Source organism: Enterococcus sp. DIV0901a, assembly GCF_051711525.1.
In the GTDB taxonomy this organism is placed as follows: Bacteria; Bacillota; Bacilli; order Lactobacillales; family Enterococcaceae; genus Enterococcus_B; species Enterococcus_B faecium.
Map to the genome: position 1 here is coordinate 1,919,082 of NZ_JBIOMW010000001.1, position 24,684 is coordinate 1,943,765.

General features: G+C 38.5%; 28 protein-coding genes. 2 read left to right on the plus strand and 26 right to left on the minus strand.

What is annotated here, in order from left to right; translation table 11 throughout:
- Positions 1-21: 21 nt before the first annotated feature.
- The 14 genes from IGL70_RS09230 to IGL70_RS09295 all read right to left on the minus strand — a co-directional run bounded on the left by IGL70_RS09230 (position 22) and on the right by IGL70_RS09295 (position 13,636).
- Positions 22-300: a YggT family protein gene (locus IGL70_RS09230; protein ID WP_038809215.1), complete on the minus strand. Its 279-nt coding sequence runs from the start codon at positions 298-300 to the stop codon at positions 22-24.
- A 23-nt stretch (positions 301-323) separates the two neighbouring features.
- Positions 324-923: a cell division protein SepF gene (locus IGL70_RS09235; protein WP_002286627.1), complete on the minus strand. Its 600-nt coding sequence runs from the start codon at positions 921-923 to the stop codon at positions 324-326.
- Positions 924-936: 13 nt separating this feature from the next.
- Complete coding sequence (locus IGL70_RS09240; protein WP_002324421.1) at positions 937-1,614, minus strand: YggS family pyridoxal phosphate-dependent enzyme; 678 nt, start codon at positions 1,612-1,614, stop codon at positions 937-939.
- A 16-nt stretch (positions 1,615-1,630) separates the two neighbouring features.
- Complete coding sequence (gene ftsZ / locus IGL70_RS09245; protein ID WP_002286629.1) at positions 1,631-2,872, minus strand: cell division protein FtsZ; 1,242 nt, start codon at positions 2,870-2,872, stop codon at positions 1,631-1,633.
- 22 nt (positions 2,873-2,894) lie between these two features.
- Complete coding sequence (ftsA, locus tag IGL70_RS09250; RefSeq protein WP_002286631.1) at positions 2,895-4,220, minus strand: cell division protein FtsA; 1,326 nt, start codon at positions 4,218-4,220, stop codon at positions 2,895-2,897.
- 155 nt (positions 4,221-4,375) lie between these two features.
- Positions 4,376-5,596 carry a cell division protein FtsQ/DivIB gene (locus IGL70_RS09255; RefSeq protein ID WP_073981140.1) on the minus strand — a complete coding sequence of 407 codons (1,221 nt, stop codon included), beginning with the start codon at positions 5,594-5,596 and terminating at the stop codon, positions 4,376-4,378.
- 14 nt (positions 5,597-5,610) lie between these two features.
- The gene (murG, locus tag IGL70_RS09260) at positions 5,611-6,699 is read right to left on the minus strand and encodes an undecaprenyldiphospho-muramoylpentapeptide beta-N-acetylglucosaminyltransferase (RefSeq protein WP_104873852.1); all 1,089 of its coding nucleotides are present in this window, start codon (positions 6,697-6,699) and stop codon (positions 5,611-5,613) included.
- A gap of 25 nt (positions 6,700-6,724) precedes the next feature.
- Positions 6,725-8,086, minus strand: a complete 1,362-nt coding sequence (gene murD, locus IGL70_RS09265) for a UDP-N-acetylmuramoyl-L-alanine--D-glutamate ligase (protein WP_002325464.1) — start codon at positions 8,084-8,086, stop codon at positions 6,725-6,727.
- Positions 8,087-8,099: 13 nt separating this feature from the next.
- Entirely contained in the window at positions 8,100-9,062 is a 963-nt protein-coding gene (gene mraY, locus IGL70_RS09270; RefSeq protein WP_002286639.1) for a phospho-N-acetylmuramoyl-pentapeptide-transferase, read from the minus strand.
- Between the two features lie 25 nt (positions 9,063-9,087).
- On the minus strand, positions 9,088-11,280 hold the full coding sequence (locus tag IGL70_RS09275) for a penicillin-binding transpeptidase domain-containing protein (protein WP_002286640.1): 2,193 nt from the start codon (positions 11,278-11,280) through the stop codon (positions 9,088-9,090).
- A complete protein-coding gene (gene ftsL / locus IGL70_RS09280; protein ID WP_002294542.1) occupies positions 11,281-11,682 on the minus strand; it encodes a cell division protein FtsL in 402 nt (133 codons plus the stop codon).
- A 4-nt stretch (positions 11,683-11,686) separates the two neighbouring features.
- The gene (rsmH, locus tag IGL70_RS09285; protein WP_002286642.1) at positions 11,687-12,646 is read right to left on the minus strand and encodes a 16S rRNA (cytosine(1402)-N(4))-methyltransferase RsmH; all 960 of its coding nucleotides are present in this window, start codon (positions 12,644-12,646) and stop codon (positions 11,687-11,689) included.
- Between the two features lie 20 nt (positions 12,647-12,666).
- The gene (gene mraZ, locus IGL70_RS09290; protein ID WP_049142243.1) at positions 12,667-13,098 is read right to left on the minus strand and encodes a division/cell wall cluster transcriptional repressor MraZ; all 432 of its coding nucleotides are present in this window, start codon (positions 13,096-13,098) and stop codon (positions 12,667-12,669) included.
- Between the two features lie 169 nt (positions 13,099-13,267).
- Entirely contained in the window at positions 13,268-13,636 is a 369-nt protein-coding gene (locus tag IGL70_RS09295; protein WP_002286647.1) for a DUF3397 domain-containing protein, read from the minus strand.
- Between the two features lie 170 nt (positions 13,637-13,806).
- On the opposite strand from IGL70_RS09295, the gene IGL70_RS09300 reads away from it, so the two are divergent.
- Complete coding sequence (locus IGL70_RS09300) at positions 13,807-14,763, plus strand: magnesium transporter CorA family protein (RefSeq protein WP_002286649.1); 957 nt, start codon at positions 13,807-13,809, stop codon at positions 14,761-14,763.
- 72 nt (positions 14,764-14,835) lie between these two features.
- A complete protein-coding gene (locus tag IGL70_RS09305) occupies positions 14,836-14,952 on the plus strand; it encodes a DUF4044 domain-containing protein (RefSeq protein WP_002291876.1) in 117 nt (38 codons plus the stop codon).
- Between the two features lie 54 nt (positions 14,953-15,006).
- Here the strand turns inward: IGL70_RS09305 and recN are convergent, their stop codons facing one another.
- From recN to IGL70_RS09365, 12 genes are all read right to left on the minus strand, one after another.
- Positions 15,007-16,689 (minus strand): DNA repair protein RecN, encoded by a 1,683-nt coding sequence (recN, locus tag IGL70_RS09310; protein ID WP_104873853.1) that lies wholly within the window; start codon positions 16,687-16,689, stop codon positions 15,007-15,009.
- A gap of 17 nt (positions 16,690-16,706) precedes the next feature.
- The gene (locus IGL70_RS09315; RefSeq protein WP_002286653.1) at positions 16,707-17,156 is read right to left on the minus strand and encodes an arginine repressor; all 450 of its coding nucleotides are present in this window, start codon (positions 17,154-17,156) and stop codon (positions 16,707-16,709) included.
- 106 nt (positions 17,157-17,262) lie between these two features.
- Entirely contained in the window at positions 17,263-18,081 is an 819-nt protein-coding gene (locus IGL70_RS09320) for a TlyA family RNA methyltransferase (protein WP_002286655.1), read from the minus strand.
- An 8-nt stretch (positions 18,082-18,089) separates the two neighbouring features.
- Positions 18,090-18,980 (minus strand): polyprenyl synthetase family protein, encoded by an 891-nt coding sequence (locus tag IGL70_RS09325; RefSeq protein WP_010728499.1) that lies wholly within the window; start codon positions 18,978-18,980, stop codon positions 18,090-18,092.
- A 1-nt stretch (position 18,981) separates the two neighbouring features.
- Positions 18,982-19,206 carry an exodeoxyribonuclease VII small subunit gene (locus tag IGL70_RS09330; protein WP_002286657.1) on the minus strand — a complete coding sequence of 75 codons (225 nt, stop codon included), beginning with the start codon at positions 19,204-19,206 and terminating at the stop codon, positions 18,982-18,984.
- A gap of 4 nt (positions 19,207-19,210) precedes the next feature.
- On the minus strand, positions 19,211-20,548 hold the full coding sequence (xseA, locus tag IGL70_RS09335) for an exodeoxyribonuclease VII large subunit (RefSeq protein WP_002294545.1): 1,338 nt from the start codon (positions 20,546-20,548) through the stop codon (positions 19,211-19,213).
- Positions 20,549-21,403 carry a bifunctional methylenetetrahydrofolate dehydrogenase/methenyltetrahydrofolate cyclohydrolase gene (locus tag IGL70_RS09340; RefSeq protein ID WP_002286660.1) on the minus strand — a complete coding sequence of 285 codons (855 nt, stop codon included), beginning with the start codon at positions 21,401-21,403 and terminating at the stop codon, positions 20,549-20,551. It lies immediately after the preceding gene.
- A gap of 96 nt (positions 21,404-21,499) precedes the next feature.
- The gene (nusB, locus tag IGL70_RS09345) at positions 21,500-21,949 is read right to left on the minus strand and encodes a transcription antitermination factor NusB (protein ID WP_002286662.1); all 450 of its coding nucleotides are present in this window, start codon (positions 21,947-21,949) and stop codon (positions 21,500-21,502) included.
- On the minus strand, positions 21,942-22,367 hold the full coding sequence (locus IGL70_RS09350; protein WP_002286664.1) for an Asp23/Gls24 family envelope stress response protein: 426 nt from the start codon (positions 22,365-22,367) through the stop codon (positions 21,942-21,944). The genes nusB and IGL70_RS09350 overlap by 8 nt, the downstream gene beginning before the upstream one ends.
- 245 nt (positions 22,368-22,612) lie before the next feature.
- Positions 22,613-23,677, minus strand: a complete 1,065-nt coding sequence (locus tag IGL70_RS09355; protein WP_002286665.1) for a M24 family metallopeptidase — start codon at positions 23,675-23,677, stop codon at positions 22,613-22,615.
- A 171-nt stretch (positions 23,678-23,848) separates the two neighbouring features.
- Positions 23,849-24,094, minus strand: coding sequence for a GlsB/YeaQ/YmgE family stress response membrane protein (locus tag IGL70_RS09360; RefSeq protein WP_002286666.1), 246 nt, complete (start codon positions 24,092-24,094; stop codon positions 23,849-23,851).
- A 138-nt stretch (positions 24,095-24,232) separates the two neighbouring features.
- Positions 24,233-24,607: a DUF956 family protein gene (locus tag IGL70_RS09365; protein ID WP_002286668.1), complete on the minus strand. Its 375-nt coding sequence runs from the start codon at positions 24,605-24,607 to the stop codon at positions 24,233-24,235.
- Positions 24,608-24,684 lie beyond the last annotated feature (77 nt).

Sequence of the window (24,684 nt, forward strand, 5' to 3'; positions counted from 1 at the left end):
ATAAAGATTTTGTTGCTTCAATCAATAAACTAAATGGACAGTTATCCATATAATGATCTGTGCTAAACCTTGTACGGCTAAGTTCAAGATCAGGATTGCCCCTAAAATTGTGAAATCCAAGGGTCCAATCCTCAAAGGCAGACGATCGAACAAACTGATATACGGTTCGCAGATCTTAGCTAATAATCGTCCTAGCCCTGATTGATACCCGCCTGGAAACCAAGAGAGCAATGCATATACCATCAAGATAATGCTATAGAAATAGGCTGCCCGTTGAAGTAAATGAAGTAATAGTGCAATAGTATAAATCGTAGTTCCTCCTCTTACAGATCAAACAAATTCGCATCTGCAAAAGATTGAGCGGTTGAACTGTCAATCTCCATCCCAGTCGGTGTACAAAGAAAAATCTCATCTCCAACACGTTTGATATCTCCATCTAGTGCATAAACTGTTCCTGTTAGAAAATCAACGATTCTTCTCGCTTGTTTTTCTTCTACTAAATGAAAATTCACTAAGGTTGCTTCTCCAGCAATGATTCGTTTAGCAATCGCCATAGCTTCAGAATAAGCTCTTGGTTCCATTACAGTGATTTTTCCAGCAAGATTTGCTTTAGGTTGTGTAGAGGTTCTTGAAGCTGTTCTTTCTTTCGCTACAGTTTTTGTAGGTGATTGATGTAGTTCAATTACTTTTTTCTTTTCAGCCGGCTGAATACTTTCATGCGTTACAGGACGTGAAGTCGCCGTTTTTTGTTTTTCATGAGTATTCGCAGCAGATACAGAATGAGTTGATTGATTCTGTGTTGTATTTTTTTTAGTTGGCTGTACAGCCTTTTTTGTTGTTTCAGGATAATCTTGGTATTCGTACTCTTCCTCATCAGCTAATCCGAAAAAATTAGCAATTGCTCCTCTGTTTAAAAGCGGCATTTTTGTTCCTCCTTTATTCGTCTTTGAATAGCGCTGTTCCTACACGGATAAATGTTGCACCTTCTTCAATCGCAATTTGAAAGTCTTGACTCATCCCCATACTTAATTCACTACATGGTGCATGGGCATAACCTTTTGCTTGAACAAGATCACGCAATTCTTTCAGCGTACCAAACACTTTATGGATTTGCTCATCAGAAGCTTCTTTAGGCGCCATAGTCATTAACCCAACAACCTTGATTTTTGTGCAGGCAGCTAAAGATTCCACAAACGGTAAAAGCTCATCTGGTGAAATTCCATGTTTTGATTCCTCACCAGAAACATTTACTTCAATAAAACAGGATAATTCTTTCTCTAACCGCTTCTGGATTTCTTCTGCTAATCTTAAACTGTCCAACGCATGAAAGTAATCAATTTCATTTACAATCAATTTTACCTTTCTGCGCTGTAAATTACCAATTAAATGCCACTTTATTTCAGGAAAATCAAATAAATCTTGTTTCTTTTGTAATAGTTTATCTACTCGGTTTTCTGCACAATTCATAACGCCAGCTCTAACCAATTCTTCAGCTTGAGCGGATTCAACAGATTTTGTTACAGCTACTAATGTAACTTCTTTCGGATCACGATGAACAAGAGCACACGAATCCTGAATTTCTTGCTTGATTTTCTGCAAGTTGTCAGCAATCATGTGCTCTTCCTCTCCTTTATTTTTTACGACGGAAAAACGGTGGCGTATTTAATTCATCATCGCCATGAGATTTTGTTTCTTCGCGGTTGAATGTATCAAATTCTTTTTTTTCGATATTGTCAAAATTGGAATCATCAACTCTAGGACGAACATTTTGTTCACGTCTGATATCCCAATCGCCAAAACTGTTTTCTTCTTCTGAAGAAGTTGGTTTAGCTTGATCCATATCTAATACAGTCTTTTGAGCAGGTGATTGCATTTGTGCTTGTCTAGCTGGTCGGCTAGACTTGCGTTCCTTTTTTGATTCATCGATACCTGTTGCGATGACCGTCACACGGATTTCATCGCCCATTTCTTCATTGATAGATGTACCTAGAATGATATTTACATCGCCAGTTGCTGCATTTGCTACGATATCTGAAGCATCTTGTGCTTCGAACAATGTCATATCCAAACCGCCTGTGATGTTAAGGAGTACTTGTTCAGCTCCATCAATAGATGTTTCAAGCAATGGAGAGGAGATTGCTTTTTTCGTTGCTTCTACTACGCGATCTTCTCCACTAGCCACACCGATCCCCATCAATGCTGTACCTTGGTTTTCCATCACTGTTTTCACGTCAGCAAAGTCAAGGTTAACGTAACCTGGCGCTGTGATCAAATCAGAGATACCTTGTACACCTTGTCGTAAAACATTATCTGCTTCACGGAAAGCTTCAAGCATCGGTGTCTTTTTATCTACAACTTCTAATAAACGGTTATTTGAGATAATTAATAATGTATCCACATTTTCTTTCAAACGAGCGATACCTTCTGCAGCAAAACGGCCACGTTTCGGTCCTTCAAAAGTGAATGGACGTGTCACGACACCAACAGTCAATGCGCCCAATTCTTTCGCGATACCTGCAACGATTGGTGCAGCACCTGTACCGGTTCCTCCACCCATTCCTGCAGTGATGAAAATCATATCTGCACCGTCTAAAGCTTCGCGTAAGGATTGTTCACTTTCTTCTGCCGCTTTTTGTCCAACTTCTGGCTGAGAACCAGCACCTAAACCACGAGTATATTTGGGGCCTAATTGGATAACTGTTTCAGCTTTTGAATTTTTTAATGCTTGCACGTCTGTGTTGGCTGTAATGAATTCAACACCTTTAACGTTTTCTTCAATCATTCGGTTTACAGCATTTCCACCGCCACCACCGACTCCGATGACTTTGATTACTGCGCCGTCATTGATATTATTATCAATTGAGAATTCCATATCTTATTCCTCCCAGGATGAATTAATCAAAAATATTTGTAAAGAAACCCTTGATTTTATTTTTTACATTTTCTCCGGACTCTTTTGGTTCCGGCTCATCGTAGATTGTTTCTTCAGGTGCTTCATAGCTCTCATATGTGTTTGTTGTTTCTTGTTCAACTACCATTTGACGAGCTGCTGAGGTTTCACCCGTAACAGCAATTTTTGCCAATTGATACACTTCACTCAAGTTTGCTGAATAATCCACGATACTTATTACATTTGTAAATACCGGGTTTCTCAGCCCCATGTGATTTGGAACATACAATTTTACATTTACGCCGAAGATTTCTTGTGCCAAGTCCACAACACCAGGAAGACTAGCAGCTCCGCCTGTCAATACGACGCCACCTGGCAACTCTAATGCTTCGATTTGGTCCAATGCATCTTTTGCTTTGTTGAAAATCTGTTCCATTCGAGCTGAAATAATTTCTGACAAGTAGCGTTCATCGACTTTCACTGGTTCTGACTGACCAATCACATCTACTGGAAATTCTTCATCTGGTGATGTCCGTTCTGGGTATGCATCACCGTAGTTTATTTTCAACGCTTCTGCATTGTTAAATGACGTATTTAATACAATAGAGATATCTTTAGTGACAAATTCGCCACCTTCTTGGTCAAGATTGGTAAACTTCAATTGCTTATCATGCATAACAGCCGTTGTTGTTTGGCCGCCACCCATATCAATGACGATCGTACCAAAATCTTTTTCTCCGTCAGAAAGAATTGATTCAGTCAGCGCTAAAGGAGTAATCACCATTTCATTGACGATTAATCCGGCATTTTCCACGCATTTACGTATGTTATGGATGATCGTTTTAGGTCCTGTAAACAACAGACCGTACATTTCTAATCTTACGCCGATCATTCCACGAGGATCTTTGATTCCCTCGAACCCATCGACAGTAAAATCTTGTGGCAATATTGACACGATTTGACGTTCAGGAGGTATTGAACGAACAAGGGCAGCTGAAGCCACATTTCTGACATCTTCATCGGTGATTTCCTTTGAATCTCCGTTAACTGCAATCATTCCCTGGCAATTTTCTACTTCAAGCATGTTTGCTGGCAAACCGACACTTACGCCTTTGATCTGGATACCTGCTTTTTCTTCTGCTTGTCGTACTGCTCGTTGTATCGCTTGGACCGTTTTATCGATATCAACGATAATGCCTCGGTTAATCCCTTCTGATTTTGCGTTTCCTACTCCAATAATATTCATTTGGCTGTCGATATATTCAGCCACGACAACTTTAACAGATGTCGTTCCAATATCAAGGCCTACATACATTCCTGTTTTTGCCATGAATGGGATTCCCTCCTACTTACTATTCCATATACAAGCGAACAACTAGCGTCCGTTTTAAAATATACTTATTAATAGATATATTCACTGCTTCCAATTCTACCATAAATTACTGGTTTTTAGAAAGTACATTCTTACTTTTTAAAGTTGTTTTATCAATTTTCATTTAAACTTGACGGAGTTGTACTTGGATTATCTTCTATTTGACTTGTTTCACTTGAATCATTTGAATCAGATGATCCGTTTGTGTTAGACGATCCAGGTGTTTGTGCTTCTTGCGTTTCTGCCTCTTCACTTGATTCGTTTGTTTGATCCGCATTTTCTTCACTTTCAGTTGTTTCTTCCGATTGGCCCGATTCTTCCGTTTCTTGAGTGCTACCGTAAGGATGCGAGAAGATACCAACTTCCATGTCGATCACACCTTTTTCATCCATATCTTTGGCTACTTGCGAATAATATTTCATTTGGTTCGCAAGATTATTGATATTTACAATAACTTGATTGCCGTCATTCATATTCAATTGGATCAGATTTTTATTGCTTGCTCTTGGCGTGTACTTGATTTCAGAAATTGCTTTTTGTAATTCTGATGATAACTGATTGTATTGCTTTGTTAGTTCTTTGATTTTTGCAGAGTCTTTGAACTCTTCCAAGATAGGGAGATTTTTTGTAGGATTTGCTACTTTTTCATCTAATACTGTTCCATTTTCAATCACTGGATAGTATTGATTGTTTTTTGCGATCAAAGCAATCTCTTTATATTCTGTTACATCCAAATCGAATTCATTCATTCCTTTGAAATGTATATTTGCTGTTTCGATTCTTGGCTGTGCTTTTTTAAGGCGATCGATATAAGTAGATCGATGAAAATACTGTCCCCAAACATTTTCTCCTAATGACAATTTTGTATCAGAGATGATTTCTTGGCTGTTGACTGTCTTATTGCCTGATACTGCAACTGCTTGTAATTTGCTATAAGGAGAAACATAATAGATCAAAAAAATCAGCGGTATACCCAATACAGTGATGATCAAAGCTAACCGACGAAATAGTACTTTGTGCCGTTGACTTTTTAAATTGGGCAGCCGGTTCAAAAAAGAACCGTTATATGGCCCACCGTTTTTCTTTTGCTTGATCTCTTCAAAAAATTCGATTTTTTTCTCGGACTGGCTTTCTTCTTGCTGTTCCTCTTGAACCGTTTTTTCTTCTTCAGAATCTGAAAGGGGTGTATCTAATGTTATGTCTTCTTTTTTTGGCTCTTGGTTTTTCATCTCTTGTTCTGCCAGATATTTTCGGTTAGCCTTTTGCCAAGGAGTCAAATTGTTTTCATCAGAAGACGGATGAGACAATTTTTTTGGTTCTTTTTTCTTACTCACTAAGACCACCGCCTTTATTTTTTGATTATTTGTTTTACTAAGTCATAAAGACGTTTTGAAGCATCAGGGATTCCTTGTTCTTTAGAAGCTCGGCACATTTGCTTTTGCAATTCTTCATCACCTATGATTTCATTGATTGTCTGACTTAGTGATTCACCTGTTAGTTCATTATCTGCAATCATTTTTGCTGCTCCTGCGTGAACAAGACTCATTGCATTTTTAGTCTGATGATCATTCGTAACATATGGGCTGGGAACCAACACTGCCGGTAACCCCAGAGCTGTGAATTCTGCGATCGAAGTTGCACCAGCACGCCCCACCAGCAGATCACTGGAAGCCATGACCTCTGCCATATTTTTGATATAAGGCTGGACACTAATATTTTGTATTTCAGGATTTATTTTATTTAGGATCTCTTCATAATATCTATCTCCTGAAGCATACAAAACTTGGTAAGAAGAAGGAATATATTCACTTAAAAAAACTGATACTGCTTGATTGATTTTAAGTGCTCCTTGACTACCGCCAAAAATCAAGACTGTTTTCTTTTCTGGATCCAAACCAAATGTTTTCAAAATATCTGATTTTTTATTATCTGCTACTTCTTGTGCTCGAGGATTACCTACAAGAACTGCTTTGTTTTCAGGAAAAAAGGAAGCCGCATCTTTAAATGAAAGAGCGATCCGATCCACATATCGGCTTAAAAATTTATTGGTAACACCTGGTACACTGTTTTGTTCATGGATAATTGTTGGAATACCCATTTTGGCTGCAGCGTACACTACCGCTCCGGAAACATATCCTCCAGTACCGATAACGATATCTGGTTGAAAATCACTGAGGATTTTTTTTGCTTGACGGATACTCTTAAGAAACAATCGGACCGTCTTGATGTTATGCATGGAAATTTTTCGTTTAAATCCTTGAATCTCCAAGGTATGGAAAGGCATTCCTGTATCAGGGACGATTTTGTTTTCTAGACCTCGTTTTGCTCCCACATACATGAATTCAGCATTCGGTTCTTGAGTCTTTACATAATTGACAAAGGCAAGAGCTGGATAAATATGTCCCCCTGTTCCTCCGCCTGTAACCAAAATTTTCATTTTTTATCGCTCGCTTCTACTTTTTCTATTTTAATCGGTTCACAGCTTCCATGAATCTGTTTCCTCTAGTTTCAAAATTTGGGTATTGATCCCAGCTGGCATTCGCTGGTGATAATAAAACTACATCACCATCTGTACTGTTTTCTAATGCTAAAGGAACTGCTTGTTCTACAGAATCGGCTGTTACTATTGTCTCGATGCCTGCTTTTTTTCCAGCATCCATCAACTTTTCTTTTGTTTGGCCAAATACGACCATTGCTTTGATTCCTTTTAATGAAGGAATTAATTCATCAAATGTATTTCCTCTGTCTAATCCGCCAGCCAATAACACGACCTTAGACGTTTCAAATCCACTTAGAGCCATTTTAGTCGCTAAAATATTGGTTGCTTTTGAATCATTATAAAATTTTCTGCCTTGGATTTCTCCTACATATTGCGTACGATGTGGTACGCCATGGAATAAATTCAACGTTTCTCGTATAGCTTCATTTGATATACCATACAATTTTGCTACAGAAATAGCAGCTAGTGCATTTTCTACATTATGCTTACCTGGTACGCCAAGTTCAGATATTTCCATTATTTTTTCTTTTTTATAGTATATTGAGTAATCGTCAGCATACACACCGTCTTCCAACACTTCTTTTGTCGAGAAAGGCAGTACGCGTGCTTTTGTTCTTTGCGCTAATTCTTGTAGTTCTGACTGATTCCAGTTAAGGATCAGATAATCTTTTTCTGTCATGTTTTTTTGAAGGTTCCATTTAGCTTTGACATATTCTTTTCTTGTACCATGATAATCAATATGTGCTTCATAGATATTGGTAATCACCGCTATATGAGGGCGGAAATCTGTGATTCCCATGAGTTGAAAACTAGATAACTCCATCACGATTTTATCTTCTGGTTTCGCTTCTTGCGCGACACCACTTGCTGGATACCCAATATTTCCTGCTAAACGTGCAATTCCTTGATCTGCTCCTGCATTCAGTAGTAGTCCTGTCATCGTTGTTGTCGTTGTTTTTCCGTTCGTTCCTGTAATCCCAATAATTGGGCATTCCGCTACTTCGTAAGCTAGCTCAACTTCCGTAATTACCGGAATACCCATTTCTTGGGCTTTTGCTACTAAAGGATGACTGTAGGGAATCCCTGGATTTTTGACCATCAATGAAAATTCTTCATCCAACAATTCGATTGGATGACTACCTGTTATTACTTTTATCCCTAAAGAAAGCAGCTCTTGTGCTTCCGGATTTTCGTCAAAAGGTTTTCCATCATTAACGGTGACAAGTGCGCCCAATTCATGTAATAATTTGGCCGCACTTACTCCGCTTTTTGCGAGTCCTAAGACAAGCACTTTCTTATTTTCATATGTTGATATTTTTTTCATTTCCCGTCATCTCCTACCAAACGATCCATAATGTGATCAACGAAGTCACAATGCTGATCAACCAAAAAACTGTATCAATCTTCCACTCCGACCATCCGCACATTTCAAAGTGATGATGAATTGGAGACATTTTAAAAATTCGTTTTCCTGTAAGCTTAAAGGAAGTAACTTGAAGCATCACACTTGCTGTTTCCATAACATAGATCAAACCAATCAAAAGCAATGTCCATTCTTGGTTTAGCATTATAGAAATTGCCGCTAAAAGTCCGCCCAACGCTAATGAACCGACATCTCCCATAAAAATCTTGGCAGGTTTTCTGTTGTAGACGAAGAAACCCAGTAAACCTCCTAAAACACTTAAGCAAATGATTAATACATCATACTGATGCTGATGCCAAGCAATTAGACCGTAAGCTGCAAAAGAGATACTTCCTAAGCCAGCAACTAATCCATCGATGCCATCTGTCAGATTTACTGCATTTGAAAATCCAACAAGCCAGAAGAGAGCGAAAATACCATAAATGATTCCTAAAGGTAGATCTAGTCCGAAGAAATTCAATACACCTGGATAACCTTCAGAACGGTAAACAAGATAAAAGATGATTCCCCCTAGAATCTGTCCAATCAATTTCTGCTTAGAGTTCAGTCCCATGTTTCTTTTCTTGAATATTTTTATAAAATCATCAAGAAAGCCGATTACTCCGTATAACGCTAATACAAAAAGCAAGATGAAAAGAGTAGGAGTTAGCTGTTTTTGCCAAGCTCCAACCCAAATTCCTGTCAAAATAGAGCCGATCAGAAACACTAAGCCGCCCATTGTAGGAGTTCCGGCTTTGCTATTGTGCCACTTTGGTCCCTCCTCACGAATCGCCTGACCTTGCTTTTTCATTTGAAAATAACCAATAAATAGCGGCATTGCGGCAATTGTCATTGCACAACTGCTGACAATGGGAATCAATGCTTGTGTCCATTCCATGCTCTTTTCTCTCCTATTTCTCTTCTTATTCTTCTAAAGTAAAACTAAGTTTGTCTTCAGTGATTTTTTCATATGGAGCAAGTTCTTGTTTGACACAATAACCATCTCCATCAAAACTAACTTCAATACCGAGGATTTTCCCCAGCTTCATGATATCTGCTTTTGACCATCCTGTTACGTCAGGCATCAGCTTATCACCACCAGTATATAGGATCAGTTTTTCTCCAGAGATCAACTGATCACCGTTGGCAGTAGATTGTTTTTGTACTTTTTTACCATTACCGATCACTACAGGTTGCAGTCCACTTTTTTGAGCATCAGCTGCTGCAACGTCCGCTTCAAGATTACGATAATCGGCTACGGATACTTTTTCTGTTTTTGTTTCTGTATCTGAATCTTCTTCAGTTTCTTTAAAATCCATTGCCCGTTTCATCAATGGATTTGCGATTTTAGCCAAGGCCATTCGATCATATGTCTTAGGGTGTTTCATTGTTAGATACAAGACATAGTCTGGATCTTCAGAAGGAACCATCTCCACAATCGAATACAGGTAGGCTGTATCTCCTGTTTGATATCCCCCTGTATCAGAAGCGATTTGGGCTGTTCCTGTTTTTGCCGATACATTGTATCCAGGTACACTATATACACCATAAGCACTACCGTAGTTTTCGCTTTCGACAACATCTCTCATATATTCACGGACTTTTTCTGTTGTTTCTTTTGAAAAAGGTTGCCCTAGAACTTCTGTTTGAGTTGTTCGCTCTTCTCCAGTTTGGGGATCCACCACTTTGCTGATATATCGAGGTTGAATCATTGTACCGTTATTCGCAATAGAAGTGAAAGCTTTCATCATTTGGAAATTCGTCACACCTACCGCTTGTCCATAAGCACTCATTGCTCGGTCGACAATATTTGATGTAGGTAAAGCACCGTTTACTTCATCATCTAGTCCAGAATGAGTACTTTGTCCAAATCCCAGTTTTTGTAAATAGTTATACCATCGTCCGCCTAATCGCTGTTCCAGTATGACCATCCCGACGTTACTTGACCATGAAAGAGCTTGACGCATGGTCAGCACACCTTTTTCACCAAAGTCATGGTCATTGATCGTAGCATCTTCTACTTGGATTTTTCCAGATTGGAAGGTTTCATTCTCGTTGAATTCTCCTTCTTCGATAGCAGCTGCAGTAGTGAAAACTTTCATGGTTGATCCTGGTTCATAACTATCTTGTACCAAGAAATTACGCCAGATAGCATCTTTTCCAGTCAATCCTTCCATTGTTTCAGGATTGAAAGTAGGTCGTTGTCCCATTGCCAAGATTTCTCCGGTTTTTGCTTTCATCAGGACTGCTGTCAATTCTTCTGGCTGATATTCTTCATTTACTTGATCCATCAGTGTTTCTAAATAACTTTGTAGTCTGCTGTCTAAAGTCGTGTAGATATCTTGTCCGTCGACAGCTTTTTCTTCTTCTGCCACTGTACCTGGCAGAGGATTTTGAAAATTATCTTTTTGATAAATAATCTTACCATCTTTACCGCTCAAGATATCATTGTAAGCAGACTCCAAACCTAGTTTACCAACTAAGCCATTCTCATCTTTGTCTGGAACTGCGTATCCAATAAAATGAGAAGAAAAGACGCCATTTGGATACATCCGAGCCTGATGGTCGACAAAGTAAAGACCAGCGACACCTTCTTTTTTCATGTCCGCTTCGATGTTTTGCTTGGTTTCTTGGGAGATATTTTTCCCATAGCTACCAAATTCAACTTGATACAGCTCTTTTTTTGCGCCGTCTTCTAAAATATTCAGTGCATCTTTTTTGTCTATAGAAAGATTCTTATGCAGGATTTCTGCTATTTTATCAAAATTCTTTTCTTCAACATACAGTTTTTTATCCCCAGAGGTATATGTTTTTGAGAGTATCGCTTTAATTGAATAAGAGGAGGCATCTTCTGCGAGCGCCACACCGTTACGATCATAAATCGTTCCTCTTTTTGCTTTTACTACTTCACTTCCTTGGTACAACTGTTTTGTTTTTTCAGCTAATGAGGTACCAGCAACATGACCTCCAATAACGATATACGAGAAACGGACGGCAAATAAAAAGAACAATCCAATACTCGTAGCAAATAAAATGATACCTACTTTTTTGCGATTGTTCATCGGATTTAGATTTTTCTTTTCCATAAACCGCCGAATTTTATTTTTAAGACTCATTTACTTCACTTTCCTTAAATTGTCGTCATTAATAGACAATCCTTTTTCTTCTGCGATTTGTTTAATCCGTTCAGTACGAGAAAGTTCGTTTTTTTCTTGTTCTAAACTCGTTTTTTCTTGCTTTTTATCATTGATTTCTGTTTGTATTGACGTGATTTCTTTTTCAGCTCCGCTGATATTTGTGCGCAGCATAACTGTTAAAACACATAAAGCAACAATAGCAATCGCCACGCTTGCCACAGCAATTTTTTCCAAAGCAGAAATCTGCTTTAATCGTTTTGCCGGTGATTGTGGAAGAATGATTTCTTGATTCGAAGAAGAATCAGGCATTTGTTGTTCCGGCTGATCCACCAATTCAGGTAAATCATATTCGTAATCTTGCATTTTCTTTAATTCTGCCATCATTCTACTCCTCTTTCATTCTTATTTTTTCTGCAATACGTAACTTTGCACTGCGTGATCGATTGTTTTCTGTTAGCTCTTCCTCTGAAGGAAGGATTGGTTTACGAGTAATGACTTTCAGTTCTGGTTGGAATTCGTCAGGTATGACAGGAAGTCCCGGTGGTAGATCTTGTACCGTACTATATTCTTTAAACATACTTTTGACAATTCTGTCTTCCAATGAATGGAATGTGATTACGCTGATTCTTCCATTGACTTTCAATAACCGGATTGCCTGTTCTAAAGAGGCCTCTTCGGCACCGAGTTCGTCATTTACTGCAATCCGCACAGCTTGAAAAATTCTTTTTGCAGGATGCCCGCCTTTTCTTCTTGCGGGAGCTGGGATGACTTGTTTAATGATTTCGACAAGCTCACCAGTTGTTTGGATTGGTTTTGTTTTTCGTACTCGTTCGATTTCACGAGCAATTTGTTTGGAAAATTTCTCCTCGCCATAGCGGAAGAAAATCTTTACTAATTCATGGTAGGAATATTCATTAATTACGTGATAAGCGGATAAAGGAGCTGACTGATCCATGCGCATATCCAACGGTGCATCTTGATGATAACTAAATCCACGTTCTGCTTCATCTAGCTGAGGAGAGGAAACCCCTAGATCATACAAAATGCCGTCTACCTTATCTACATGTTCACTCAAGCGTTCTTCTAATTCTCTGAAATTCGCTTTGATAAATGTGACCATACCTTGTTCGACATAAGAAGCTAAACGCAGCTTGGCGTGATCGATTGCTTTTTGATCTTGGTCAAACGCATACAGATGCCCTTTAGAACTTAGTTGGCTTAATAAATATTCACTATGTCCGGCACCGCCGAGTGTACAGTCTACATAAACGCCATCCGGTTTGATGTTCAATCCATCTACCGTTTCTTTCAACATGACTGTATAGTGTTGAAATGTTTCAGTCATTAGTCAGCCTCTTCCTATTCTTATAGTCCGAAATCAATCATACTTTCAGCAATTTCGTCAAAGTTATCTTCTGCTGCTGCAGAAAAATCTTGCCATCGTGTCTCATCCCAAATTTCAATTCGGTTAGATACACCGATGACTACGCAACCTTTTGTCAAAGCTGCATAATTTCTTAACGTGCTGGGTATATTGATTCGTCCTTGTTTATCAAGTTCGCATTCAGTGGCAGCCGAATAGAAGAATCGCACAAAAGTACGTGCGTCTTTTTTAGCCAACGGCATTTCGTTCAGTTTAGCTTCCAGATTTTCCCATTCGCTCATCGGATAGCCGAAAAGACAGCCATCCAATCCGCGTGTCAGAACAAACTTTTCGCCAAGTTCTTCACGAAGTTTTGAGGGCACGATTAAACGTCCTTTTGCATCAATATTATGTTGGAATTCACCCATCAACATTGAAAGCCCCCCATTCCTCCACTAACTAAAATTAGTCTACCACAATCCCCCACTTTCTACCACCTTTTCTGGGAAATCCGGGAACAACTTTTTTTATTCATAAACATTTTTTTAAAAATCAAGCTGCAAAAAGCCTTTTAAAAGACTTTTTACAGCTTTTCTATTTTTTTCATAGGTAAGAAAGTATGTTCACAATGATCAAGACAGCGTACAAGACGATTGTCAACAGAAAAACCAAACGCCAAGTCATCTTGAAATAACGCGGATAAATAATTTCTTCATAATAATATGCTTGGAAAACAGCAATACAAATTCCCATTAGCAAAACAGAAATAAAGAAAAACGGTAAGATAGAAATTGTCCCTGTATTTCTAGACAATGCATGCATACCGCCCCACAAAAAAGGAATCGCCAAATCAGGGGCTTTTATTTTAAAACGACGATTTAACGAAAATAATTTTACAAGAAATTGGCAACCAAACAAAACGATTACCGGGTAAATATACCAAAACAAGATAAGTGGTGTGAATGTGCCCATGAACGTAAACTCCTTTTTTATCGTTGCTTCAAGTATACTGTATATACTTTACACAACTGTTTCATTTTATTTAAATTTATGCAGTTATATTCTATATCTTACAAACACATTCCATGTATTCCAATTCCCTATCCGTTATAATAAAAGAAACAGGCAACAGGAGGAAAATCATGATCAAATATTTTACATTAGATAATGAGAAACTGCGTAATACCGGAAAGGAAACTGACCAAACGATCTGGTATTGTGTAGAACGTCCTAATCAAGAAGAGATTCATCAGCTGACACATCAATTTGAAATTCCGTCAGATTACATCACTTCCATATTGGACGATGCAGAAAATTCCCGTACAGAAGAATTCAATCAATCAAAGTTGACAAAGCCAGCGTTATTATTGTTACAATATCCTTTTGCTAAAACAAGTCCTAGCGGTTATTTTCAAGTGGATACATACCCGCTCTCTATTATTTTGACGCCCAAAAAGAAGCTTATCACAATTACGAATCATGAACCACTGTTTTTAAAGAAAGTCTTTAGCCAGACCTTTCCAAAAAGTGATATTTCGCCTAATCTCAATATCTTCTTTCAATTCATTTGGCAGGTCACACTCTCTTACAACAGTTATTTAGCTACGCTTCAATCTCAATGCGATACTTTGGAAGCCAAACTTCAAGTATCCACTGAAAACAAACAACTTTATCAAATCATGGATATCCAAAAAAGCCTCGTTTATTTCAGAGAAGCGACTTCTGCTAATTTAGATGCATTGAAAGAACTAGCGCAAAATAAACTTTTCCAAGAAAATCATGCTTTGAAAAATCATTTACGTGATGTATTGGTGGAAACAGAGCAGGCAATGACTACTTCTCGCATTCAATTAAAACTAGTAGAACAAATGAATCAGACTTTTTCAGCAATCGTATCGAATAATCTGAATAATATTATGAAAATTTTAACTTCTTTAACGATTATTTTAACTATACCGACAATCGTCGGCAGTATCTATGGAATGAACATTAAGTTACCTATTGCTGAAAGGGATGATGCCTTTATATGGCTAGTTCTATTAACATTATTTATTTGTATCGTAACTACCTATTATTTAAAAAAAGGGAAGTTTTTATAAAAAAGCCCTCTTGTGGAAATGGAAAAAAGATTGTACACTTGAATCAACTAATTAATGACGAGGTTGAAAACAATGCGTGAAAAAAAACAAACAAGTACTTTTGCTAAAGTAACAAAATTTGTCATTTGGACAATGCTGATTTTAACGATTGGATCTGTTGTATTGACTGCTGTAATGAGTGTCATGTAAAAATAAAATATAGCTATCAGCTGCTGAAAAGGACCTGAACCACTGCGAGGTGGCTCAGGTCCTTTTTGCGAGTTTCAATAGTTCTTTTGCATGTTCGAGTGTGAGTTTTGTAATCTCACTTCCAGCCAGCATACGTGCAATTTCTTCTTCTCTTTCTTTTGTTTTCAACTCTGAAACAGAAGTTTGCGTACGTCCATCAATCACTGCTTTCACAATATAATATTGATAGTCGGCGACTGCAGCAACTTGAGGCAGATGAGTGATGCACAAAACTTGAGAGTATTTCGATATTTGAGAAATTTTATCTGCGATGGCTTGTGCAACTCTTCCGCTCACACCTGTATCCACTTCATCAAAAATAATACTTGTCACACCTTGCTCAGAAGAAAAAATAGTTTTCAAAGCAAGCAACATCCGAGACAGTTCGCCACCAGAAGCGACTTTCACCAAAGGCTTCAGTGGCTCTCCTGGATTGGTCGTAATGTAAAATTCGATTTGGTCAAATCCATCATGATTCAATTGTCTATTTTCTTCTTTTAAGAAACGTACCTCAAACTCAGTGTTTTCCATATACAGACTTTTCAATTCATGCAGAATGGATTTTTCCAATTCTTTTGCGATTTTTTTACGCGCTTCATGAAGATCTGCGGCTTGTTGCTGAAGTAGAAGCTCTTTTTGCTCTAGTTCCTCTTTCATTTTGTCCAATTGACCTTCTGAAAAATCAGAAGAAGCTAGCTCTTCGGTGATTTCGTCATAGTAAGCCAATATTGACTCAATGGATTCGCCGTATTTACGTTTCAACTGTCGGATTAATTCTAAACGTTGCGTCACTTCTTCTAAACGACTCTCATCTAACTCCAATAAATCAATCTGACGACTCATATCGCCGATTGCATCTTGCAGCAAATAGTAAGCACTTTGGATATTTTCATAAATTGCTTCATACTCCACATCTAGATGGGCGATCCCTTGCAGTTCTGAAACGGCCAAGCCAACACCATCTACACTGTTTTGTTCATTATTCGTCAGTGCTCCGTAACCTGCAGCTAATCCATCAGCAATTTTTTGATAATTGCTAAGTTTTTCTCTTTCTTCTTTTAATTTCTCTTCTTCTCCGACTTGCAAATCAGCAGCAGCTATTTCTTCTTGCTGGAAATGGAGCATATCTATTCTCTGAACATAGGATTTTTCATTTTGCTGCACTTTTCGTACCCTTTTTTCCAGCTCACGATAAGAGATATATTCTTGCTGATAACTCTTTTTCTTCTGTTGGAAAGCTACATCTCCAAAACGATCCAATAAAGCAAGATGTGATTCAGGCTGGAGCAGTTCCTGATGTTCGTTTTGTCCTTGGATATCTACTAAATAACTGCCGATTCTTCTTAAATTAGCTAATGTGATGATATGACCATTCACTCGACAAACATTTTTTCCAGTTAAGGACATATCCCGTCGAACAATCAGATTGTCCTCATCTGTTTCGATCCCTAATTCATCCATCAGTTCAGAGAATCCTTCTTGTTTTGGTAGTTCAAACAACCCTTCAAGCACACATTTTTCTGCTCCTTGACGTATATAATCGCTTGAACCTCTTCCTCCTGCTAACAGACCTAAAGCATCGATAATAATGGATTTACCCGCACCAGTCTCTCCGGTCAGCGCGGTCATTCCTTCGTGAAAAGAAAGCCGCAATTCCGGAATAATCGCAAAGTTAGTAATACTGATTTCTTGTAGCATCACATTCGCTCCTCAACTTAAAGGTAATGCAGGAAGTCTTTCTTCAATAAAACTGCCTGGTCTTCAGTTCGTGTAATCATCAAAACATTATCGTCATCATTGATAATCGAAAATAATTCTTTCTTGTAACGTTTATCAATCAAATTTGCTGCTGCCGAAGCATTTCCCGGCAATGTTTTCAAAATAACAAATTTTTCCATTTGGTCAACTGCCACGAAAGCGTCTTTTAATAGTTTTTCCAATTTAGTATTTACATCTTCGTTTGTTTCAGCTGGTATGCTATAACGGTAGCCGCCATCTGAAGCCGGTACCTTGATCAGTTTCAGTTCCTTTATATCTCTGGAAATCGTAGCTTGAGTAACAGATATTCCTTTGCTTTTCAGGATTTCAACAAATTCTTCCTGCTTTCGGATATCTTGCTCACTCAACAATCGAGTAATCAAACGATGCCGATCTTTTTTTCTCATTACGTCTTCGCTCCTTAGCATATTCTTCTTAATCAATGATAGCTTATTTCCTTGGTATAATAAAGAAGAATCCGCATACTTCTCACTTGATTTTCACAGTTACAATTTATTTATGGTCAAACTGTTCGTGTGCATTTGAAACCACTTCTGCCATATTAATAGCTGAATTGATTGTTCCGCTTTCGGGTACTTTCCTCAAGTGAGCCAAGAACTCGATATTTCCTTCTCCCCCCGTGATCGGAGAATAACTTAATTCCAGCACATCATATCCACCTTGTGCCGCAAATGACAAAATGTCTTCTAAAACTTTTTGATGGGTCTGAGGGTCACGAACAATTCCGTTTTTCCCTACAGCTTCTCTGCCTGCTTCGAATTGGGGTTTGATTAAGGCAATCACTTCTCCCTCTTCTTTTAAAATAGCATGTAATGGAGGCAGCATCAGTTTTAGTGAAATAAAAGAAACATCGATAACAGCAACTTCTGGAATTCCTAAGGTAAAGTCTTCGGGTTTTGCATAACGAAAATTCACTCTTTCCATTACGACGACTCTAGGATCTTGTCTTATTTTCCAAGCTAGCTGATTGTAGCCAACGTCTAAAGCATAACTCATTTTTGCGCCATTTTGCAAAGCTGCATCAGTAAATCCGCCAGTGGAAGCACCAATATCTAACAATGTTTTTCCTTCAACAGATAGATCAAATGCTTTGAGTGCTTTTTCTAATTTTAATCCACCCCGAGAAACATAAGGAAGTTTTTTACCTTTGACTCTTAATTCACTACTCACTGGAATTTTTTCTCCCGGTTTATCAAACCGCTCGTTTTTTTCGTTGTAAATCAAACCAGCCATAACTGAACGTTTGGCTTGTTCTCTTGTTTCAAATAATCCTTGTTTGACCGCTAATACATCTACGCGTTCTTTTTCCATTCTTTCCCTCATTTCTCCACATCAAATTGCTTGATCATCTGGCGCATCAGCCCGCCATCAAAAGAAAAAACGTCCTCTTCTAATTTGTCTATGATCTTGTTGGCGGATAACAGCTCAATCTCCAACGCCTCACGTGTCTTTTCTAGGCCTAATAAACGCGGGTAAGTATTTTTTTCCATACGTTCATCTTTACCAGCTGTTTTCCCTAATGTTTTCGTTGTACCAATCACATCGAGTAGATCATCTCTTATCTGAAAAGCTAAACCTAAATGTTCGGCTAATCGTTGAAGTAGCAATAAGATTTCTTCAGGTTGCTTCGCTAATATGCCACCAGCCAGCAAGGCATAACGAATCAAATGCCCTGTCTTTCTTTCATGAATAAATGCTAATTCTTCTAAAGAAAGCTTTTTCGATTCGCCCTCGATATCTGCAGCTTGCCCAGCAACCATACCTTGTGATCCCGCACAAACAGCTAATTGCTGAAGCAGCAGAAGCTTAGGAGAATTACCTAAGTGTGCCATACTGATTAGCTGGAATGCTCCTGTAAGCAAACCATCTCCGGCCAATATAGCTAATGCTTCGCCGAATACTTTATGATTGGTAGGTTTTCCTCTACGAAGATCATCATTGTCCATCGCAGGCAAATCATCGTGGATCAAGGAATACGTATGCACCATTTCTAAAGCAGCTGCTACTTGATAGACGGGAACATCAATAGGCTCATCAAAGGAAGCAACGGCCGTTAAAAGTAATAAGGGACGTATTCTTTTCCCGCCTGCTTTCACTGAATAACTCATCGCATCATAGAGTCCACTATCCGTTGTATGCTCATCTAAAAAAGACAAGATTTCTTTTTCTACAGCAGGTAGATGAATAGCTGAAAAGTCAGTTAATCTCATCTCAGCTTTCCTCGTTTCCGTCAAAATCAACTTCTTCATTTGATTCTGTCATCATTTTCGTCAAGGTCTCTTCTGCTTTAGCTAATGTATCTTGGCAATGTTTGCTTAATTCCATTCCTCGTTTAAACGAATCTAGAGCTGATTCTAATGGAACGTCTCCTTGTTCTAACTGCATGACAATTTTTTCTAATTCTTGCAGTGACTCTTCAAAAGTTGGATTTTCCATATTTTTATTCTCCTTTGTCTATCTCTTGTACTTGTCCTTTAACGATTCCATCTTGATAATGGATCGTCAGCAAATCCCCTTGATGAATCTCGGAGACACTTTTTACTACTTGATCATTTAACGTCGTATAGCTGTAGCCTCTTCCCATGATTTTCAATGGACTCAACAAATCAAGAGATTGAACAGCTTGAGCAAAACGCTGCTGCTGTTGTTTCATATATTGTTGGATTTTCTCTTCTAAGCGTTTTTCTAGATAAGCAGTTTCTTGGCGAGCTGCTTTAACTCGATAAAGCGGAGCCACTTGTTCCAATTGGTGGCTTAATGCGATCGTTTGTTTTTCTTTCGCATGATAAATTTGCTGTGTAGCTTGATATAATCGCTGTTTCAACTGGTCTAATTTGATGGTCTGACCTTCATACAATCTTTCAGGCTGCCGAAATACATAGGAACGTCGAGCACGCTCGAACCGTTCTTGTTTGCGCTGGATCTGGCGTACAAACGCCTGCTGCAATCTAGCTTGCCGTTCTTGAATGCGCATCAACTCTTCTGACAAAACAGGAACAGCTAATTCTGCAGCTGCTGTTGGAGTGGCAGCCCGAACATCTGCTACTAAATCAGCGATCGTGGTATCTGTTTCATGTCCTACAGATGAAATCACCGGCGTATTAGCTTGATAAATCGCCCGAGCAACCCGCTCTTCATTAAACGGCCATAAATCCTCAATCGAACCACCCCCACGACCGATGATCATTGTATCGAAATTGCCCATCTCTTCTACTCTCTGGATATTCCTGACAACATTGTCCGCTGCTTGGTTTCCTTGTACAACTGTTGGGAACAAAACCAATTGGACAATTGGATATCTTCTTTTCACCGTCGTGATGATATCGCGGATAACCGCTCCGCTTGGACTGGTAAGGACCGCGATTCGCTTTGGGAAACGTGGCAGCATTTTTTTAGGCCCTTGAAAAAGGCCTTCCTTCATCAGCTTTTCTTTTCGTTCTTCCAATTCTTGATATAAAGCACCTATTCCATCAGGCTCCATGTGCTCTACATAGATTTGATAAGAACCTCCCGCTTCATATAATGAAATACGCCCAACGACAAGGACTTTCATTCCTTCTTTTGGCTGGAATCGTAATTTTTGGAATGCTCCTTTGAACATAATAGCAGATATTTTTGCATGGTCATCTTTTAAGCTGAAATATTGATGGGCATTGGCACGTAAACGGAAATTCGATATTTCGCCTGTTAAATATACGCGTTCTAAATAAGGATCGGCATCAAATTTTCTTTTCAAATACTTCGTTAATGTAGTGACAGTTAAATATTCTTGTGCCATCTATTCACCTGCTCCAAAAGCTTCGGCAGATTTTACGGTTTGATACATCAGCATCGTGATAGTCATTGGCCCTACACCCTTTGGCACAGGAGTGATCCAGCCTGCAATAGGCTCCACTTCATCAAATTTCACATCACCGATCAGCTTACCGTTAGCATCACGGTTCATCCCTACATCTATCACTACAGCACCTGGTTTTACGAATTCTTTTGTGACAAAATGTCCACGTCCTATTGCTACGACTAAAATATCTGCTTCTTGTGCCAGTTCAGCCAGATTTTCGGTTTTAGAATGAGCAACAGTAACAGTTGCATCTGCCATCAAGAGTAGCTGAGCCATCGGTTTACCGACGATATTGCTTCGTCCGATAACTACTGCTCGTTTACCCGCCGGATCGATAGAATAAGCTTCAAACATTTTCATGATGCCGTATGGAGTACAAGGAATCTTGTCCGGTTTACCCGCAAGGAGTCTGCCTAAATTCATCGGATGAAAACCGTCTACGTCTTTTTCAGGGCGGATAGCTAACAGGATCTTTTCTTCATCTATATGCTTTGGCAATGGTAATTGGACCAATATACCATGAAAACTAGGATCTTGATTGTATTTTTCAATTTCTGCAAGTAGTTCGTCTTCAGAAATCGTCTCAGGATAACGCTCTACCAATGAATGGATTCCGATTTCTTTTGCTACACGTTCTTTATTTCTTACATAGATTTGGCTGGCTGGATTTTCCCCTACCAATAAAACGACTAATCCGGGATGGATACCATTATCTTTCAATTTTTGGATTTTTTCAGCAATCTCTGCCTGCATTTTTTCAGCTAATTCTTTTCCGTTAATCAATTCTGCCATCTAACCACTCCCAGATATTTTTTGTGTTTTCATTCTACCATAGAATTTTCCCGATTTATAACAGGTTTATGATGATTCATAGAAAAAAGCTAGGACTTACGCCCCAGCTTCTAATTCTTTCAATACATTGGATAAAACACCGTTGACGAATTTACGTGAACGGTCATCACTAAATGTTTTTGCCAACTCGATTGCTTCATTTAAAGCAACAGCCGCTGGTACATCTGTCACATAAGTCATTTCAAAAATCGCGATACGCAAGATCACCAAATCCATTTTTGAGATCCGATTGATGTGCCAATTGTTTTTTAAATGTTTTTCAATCACTTTATCCAATTCATCTTTTTTTGCACAGACACCGCCAACTAGCGTATCAAGATAAACAGGAACAAACTCTGATTCATCTTCGTTGATCATGTCGCGGTGGTCTAATTCGATTGCGTTGAAAATCGCATCTTCTTTTGTTAGGTCTGCATTGAAGTCTAATGGAAATAAAGCCTGCAATGCCATTTCCCGAATCTCGTGTCTTGATAATTCTTTATTCATTCTCTTCCTCTTCGTCTTCAAAAAGTTCTTCGATTGTTGGTTGTTCTAATTTTTCAGGAACAACAGCTACTACATGGATATTGACTTCAGATAAATCGATATCCGTCATGAAAAGGACTTGCTGGCTGACCCGTTCCTGCATTTCCATTGCTACTTTAGGAACTGAAACACCATATTCTAGATAACAGTAAAGATCTACTTTCAAGCCATCTTCCTCGTTTGCTAAGTAAACACCTTTTCCGTGAGCTGCACGTCCTAATAATTCAGTGACATTGCTGGCAAAAGTTCCGCGCATTCCGTATACGCCTTCTACTTTAGAAGCTGCAATCCCGATAATTACTTCGATGACTTCAGGAGCGATCACGATCTCTCCTAAATCTTGGTTTGCGTTTAAAATCAAATTTTTTTCATCTGCCATTTATTTATTCCTCCCTTTGCCTAAGCACGAGATACATCCGAATTCTCTATGATGCGGCATAGTGATCACGTGGTAAGAAAACTGCCGCCGATCAGCTGCAAACTGCTATGAATTGGAGAAAACACCCAACTTTATTATCTCTTACAGCTTAAAAGTTCTTCTATAGTGTATCATTAAATCGAGTGATTTTCTATAACAAAGTCTGTGAACACTGATTTTTACGCTTACTTCTTCTATTGATGAAACTATAAGATGATCAATTCTTTTGGTGAACGAGTCAACACACGATTTCCATCTTCTGTGATCAACAAGTCATCCTCAATACGTACTCCACCGATTCCTGGTAAGTAGATCCCTGGTTCATCAGTGATCACATTTCCTGGTACAAATTGCTTTTCTGCACGAGAAGAAACGTTTGGTCCTTCGTGGATCTCTAAACCGATCCCATGTCCTGTAGAATGTCCAAATGCTTCCCCGTAACCATGTTTTGAAATATAATCTCTAGCAACTGCATCTAATTGGACACCAGTCATTCCTGGTTTTGCAGCATCAATAACTGCTAATTGAGCATCTAAGACTATTTGATAAATTTCTTTTAATTTTTCCCCAGGATCACCAATAGCGAATGTACGTGTCATATCGGAAACGTACCCTTCGTAATAGCAACCAAAGTCCAATGTGATCAAGTCGCCTTGTTCGATGATTTTTTTGCTTGCTACACCATGCGGCATAGCCGAACGCAATCCGCTAGCAACGATCGTATCAAAAGAAACACCTGAAGCGCCAAGAGAACGCATATAAAAGTCTAGTTGATTTGCGACTTCAATCTCAGTCATGCCCGGTTGGATCATTTTCAGGATGTGATCATATGCCATATCCGCAATATGACATGCTTTTTCGATAATAGCGATTTCTTCTTCATCTTTCACTTCTCTGAGTTCTTCGATCATCTGTGAAACAGGTACTAATTCCGCATCGATGATTTCTTCTAAAACCGAATATTCTAAAAATGAGACTGTTGTTTCCTCAAAAGCTAATGAGTGCAGTTCTTCTTTGCGTACTAAGTTTGCTACCTCATCAAAAATAGGTCCGACATTTTTAATAATTTCAAATCCTTGAGCCTGCGCTGCCGCCTGCTCGGTATAACGAAAATCAGTAATAAAAAATGCTTTTTCCAAAGTAATAACAGCTAATCCTGTCGTACCTGTAAAGTTCGTTAAGTAACGAAGATTGTACGGACTGGTAACCAAAAATGAATCCAAATTTTCTTCTTGCATTTTTTTGCGCAATTTTTCTACACGTAGCATCATAATGAAACTCCCTCTTTCTTTGCACGCTTTTTTCCATTATAGCAAACTTTTCTTCGTACACGACAGTTAAATAAAAATTTCCGGAAAACTTCTTTTTATTTTAAATAAATAAAGCCAAAAAGGAGTCACAGTCTCGCTGCAACTCCTTTTAGTTTACTATTTTGTAAAAACTTATGATCGTTTTCCAAAGAAAAATGAGACAACTGCTACCAAAATCACTGCGCCTAAAATAGATGGAATAAGTGCCATACCTGCAGCTTTTGGTCCCCATTCGCCGAAAATCGCTTGTCCAATACTTGAACCGACTAGTCCAGCAATGATATTCGTTACACAGCCCATCGAATTTCCTTTACTGGTGATCGCACCTGCAATTGCTCCGATCACGGCTCCAACAATCAATGTCCATAACCAACTCATAATATAACCTCCTTCTTTGCTAATCAATTTTAGCATATGGGATTTAAAGGGGACAAATAATTGGTTTTGCTATTTCATATTTTCTTCTGCAAAGTAAAAAAATAAAGAAAACCTCCTCTTAGAAGTTTTCTTTATTTTTTACTTGCGTTTAAACATACTACGAATACCACGTTTCACTACATCAAAGAAACTCAATGATTGTACCATTCTATCTTCATCTACATATTCTCTGATCGCACGAAGCACTTTTTTAGGTTCTTTGGAAGAAAATGTGTATGTACCATTTTTTTTCGTTTGAATGGCATATCGAGGAATCCATTTTCCCTTTAGCATGACTGATGCTAGTACATAATCCACTTCTTCCCATGGAATTTGGATATATTTGCGTCTATCTCGCGCATGGTAAAACTCAAAACCATTATCACCTATCATGATTTGCCCGTAATCTGTCAGACCCGTAAACGAAGTAGCATCAATTACCAAGTCTACTTTTGTATTGATTGATTGAACCATTTTCTCCCTCCAGATATTTGTTTATGAACAGTATACTATATAAAAAAAGCTCGGGACAACGCCCGAGCTATATTTTT

Coding starts and splice junctions, on each gene's coding strand:
- murD (WP_002325464.1), bottom strand. CDS start 8,086: ATGAAAAAAATATCAACATATGAAAATAAGAAAGTGCTTGTCTTAGGA.
- IGL70_RS09315 (WP_002286653.1), bottom strand. CDS start 17,156: ATGAGAAAAAAAGATCGGCATCGTTTGATTACTCGATTGTTGAGTGAG.
- IGL70_RS09365 (WP_002286668.1), bottom strand. CDS start 24,607: ATGGTTCAATCAATCAATACAAAAGTAGACTTGGTAATTGATGCTACT.
- IGL70_RS09240 (WP_002324421.1), bottom strand. CDS start 1,614: ATGATTGCTGACAACTTGCAGAAAATCAAGCAAGAAATTCAGGATTCG.
- ftsL (WP_002294542.1), bottom strand. CDS start 11,682: ATGGCAGAATTAAAGAAAATGCAAGATTACGAATATGATTTACCTGAA.
- IGL70_RS09275 (WP_002286640.1), bottom strand. CDS start 11,280: ATGAGTCTTAAAAATAAAATTCGGCGGTTTATGGAAAAGAAAAATCTA.
- xseA (WP_002294545.1), bottom strand. CDS start 20,548: ATGGCACAAGAATATTTAACTGTCACTACATTAACGAAGTATTTGAAA.
- ftsA (WP_002286631.1), bottom strand. CDS start 4,220: ATGGCAAAAACAGGAATGTATGTAGGCCTTGATATTGGAACGACATCT.
- IGL70_RS09360 (WP_002286666.1), bottom strand. CDS start 24,094: ATGAGTTGGTTATGGACATTGATTGTTGGAGCCGTGATCGGAGCAATT.
- IGL70_RS09350 (WP_002286664.1), bottom strand. CDS start 22,367: ATGGCAGATGAAAAAAATTTGATTTTAAACGCAAACCAAGATTTAGGA.
- rsmH (WP_002286642.1), bottom strand. CDS start 12,646: ATGACTGAAACATTTCAACACTATACAGTCATGTTGAAAGAAACGGTA.
- ftsZ (WP_002286629.1), bottom strand. CDS start 2,872: ATGGAATTCTCAATTGATAATAATATCAATGACGGCGCAGTAATCAAA.
- mraZ (WP_049142243.1), bottom strand. CDS start 13,098: ATGTTGATGGGTGAATTCCAACATAATATTGATGCAAAAGGACGTTTA.
- nusB (WP_002286662.1), bottom strand. CDS start 21,949: ATGAATAAAGAATTATCAAGACACGAGATTCGGGAAATGGCATTGCAG.
- IGL70_RS09305 (WP_002291876.1), top strand. CDS start 14,836: ATGCGTGAAAAAAAACAAACAAGTACTTTTGCTAAAGTAACAAAATTT.
- IGL70_RS09295 (WP_002286647.1), bottom strand. CDS start 13,636: ATGGGCACATTCACACCACTTATCTTGTTTTGGTATATTTACCCGGTA.
- IGL70_RS09320 (WP_002286655.1), bottom strand. CDS start 18,081: ATGGAAAAAGAACGCGTAGATGTATTAGCGGTCAAACAAGGATTATTT.
- murG (WP_104873852.1), bottom strand. CDS start 6,699: ATGAAAATTTTGGTTACAGGCGGAGGAACAGGGGGACATATTTATCCA.
- IGL70_RS09355 (WP_002286665.1), bottom strand. CDS start 23,677: ATGATGCTACGTGTAGAAAAATTGCGCAAAAAAATGCAAGAAGAAAAT.
- recN (WP_104873853.1), bottom strand. CDS start 16,689: ATGCTACAAGAAATCAGTATTACTAACTTTGCGATTATTCCGGAATTG.
- IGL70_RS09300 (WP_002286649.1), top strand. CDS start 13,807: ATGATCAAATATTTTACATTAGATAATGAGAAACTGCGTAATACCGGA.
- mraY (WP_002286639.1), bottom strand. CDS start 9,062: ATGGAATGGACACAAGCATTGATTCCCATTGTCAGCAGTTGTGCAATG.
- IGL70_RS09330 (WP_002286657.1), bottom strand. CDS start 19,206: ATGGAAAATCCAACTTTTGAAGAGTCACTGCAAGAATTAGAAAAAATT.
- IGL70_RS09235 (WP_002286627.1), bottom strand. CDS start 923: ATGCCGCTTTTAAACAGAGGAGCAATTGCTAATTTTTTCGGATTAGCT.
- IGL70_RS09340 (WP_002286660.1), bottom strand. CDS start 21,403: ATGGCAGAATTGATTAACGGAAAAGAATTAGCTGAAAAAATGCAGGCA.
- IGL70_RS09325 (WP_010728499.1), bottom strand. CDS start 18,980: ATGAGATTAACTGACTTTTCAGCTATTCATCTACCTGCTGTAGAAAAA.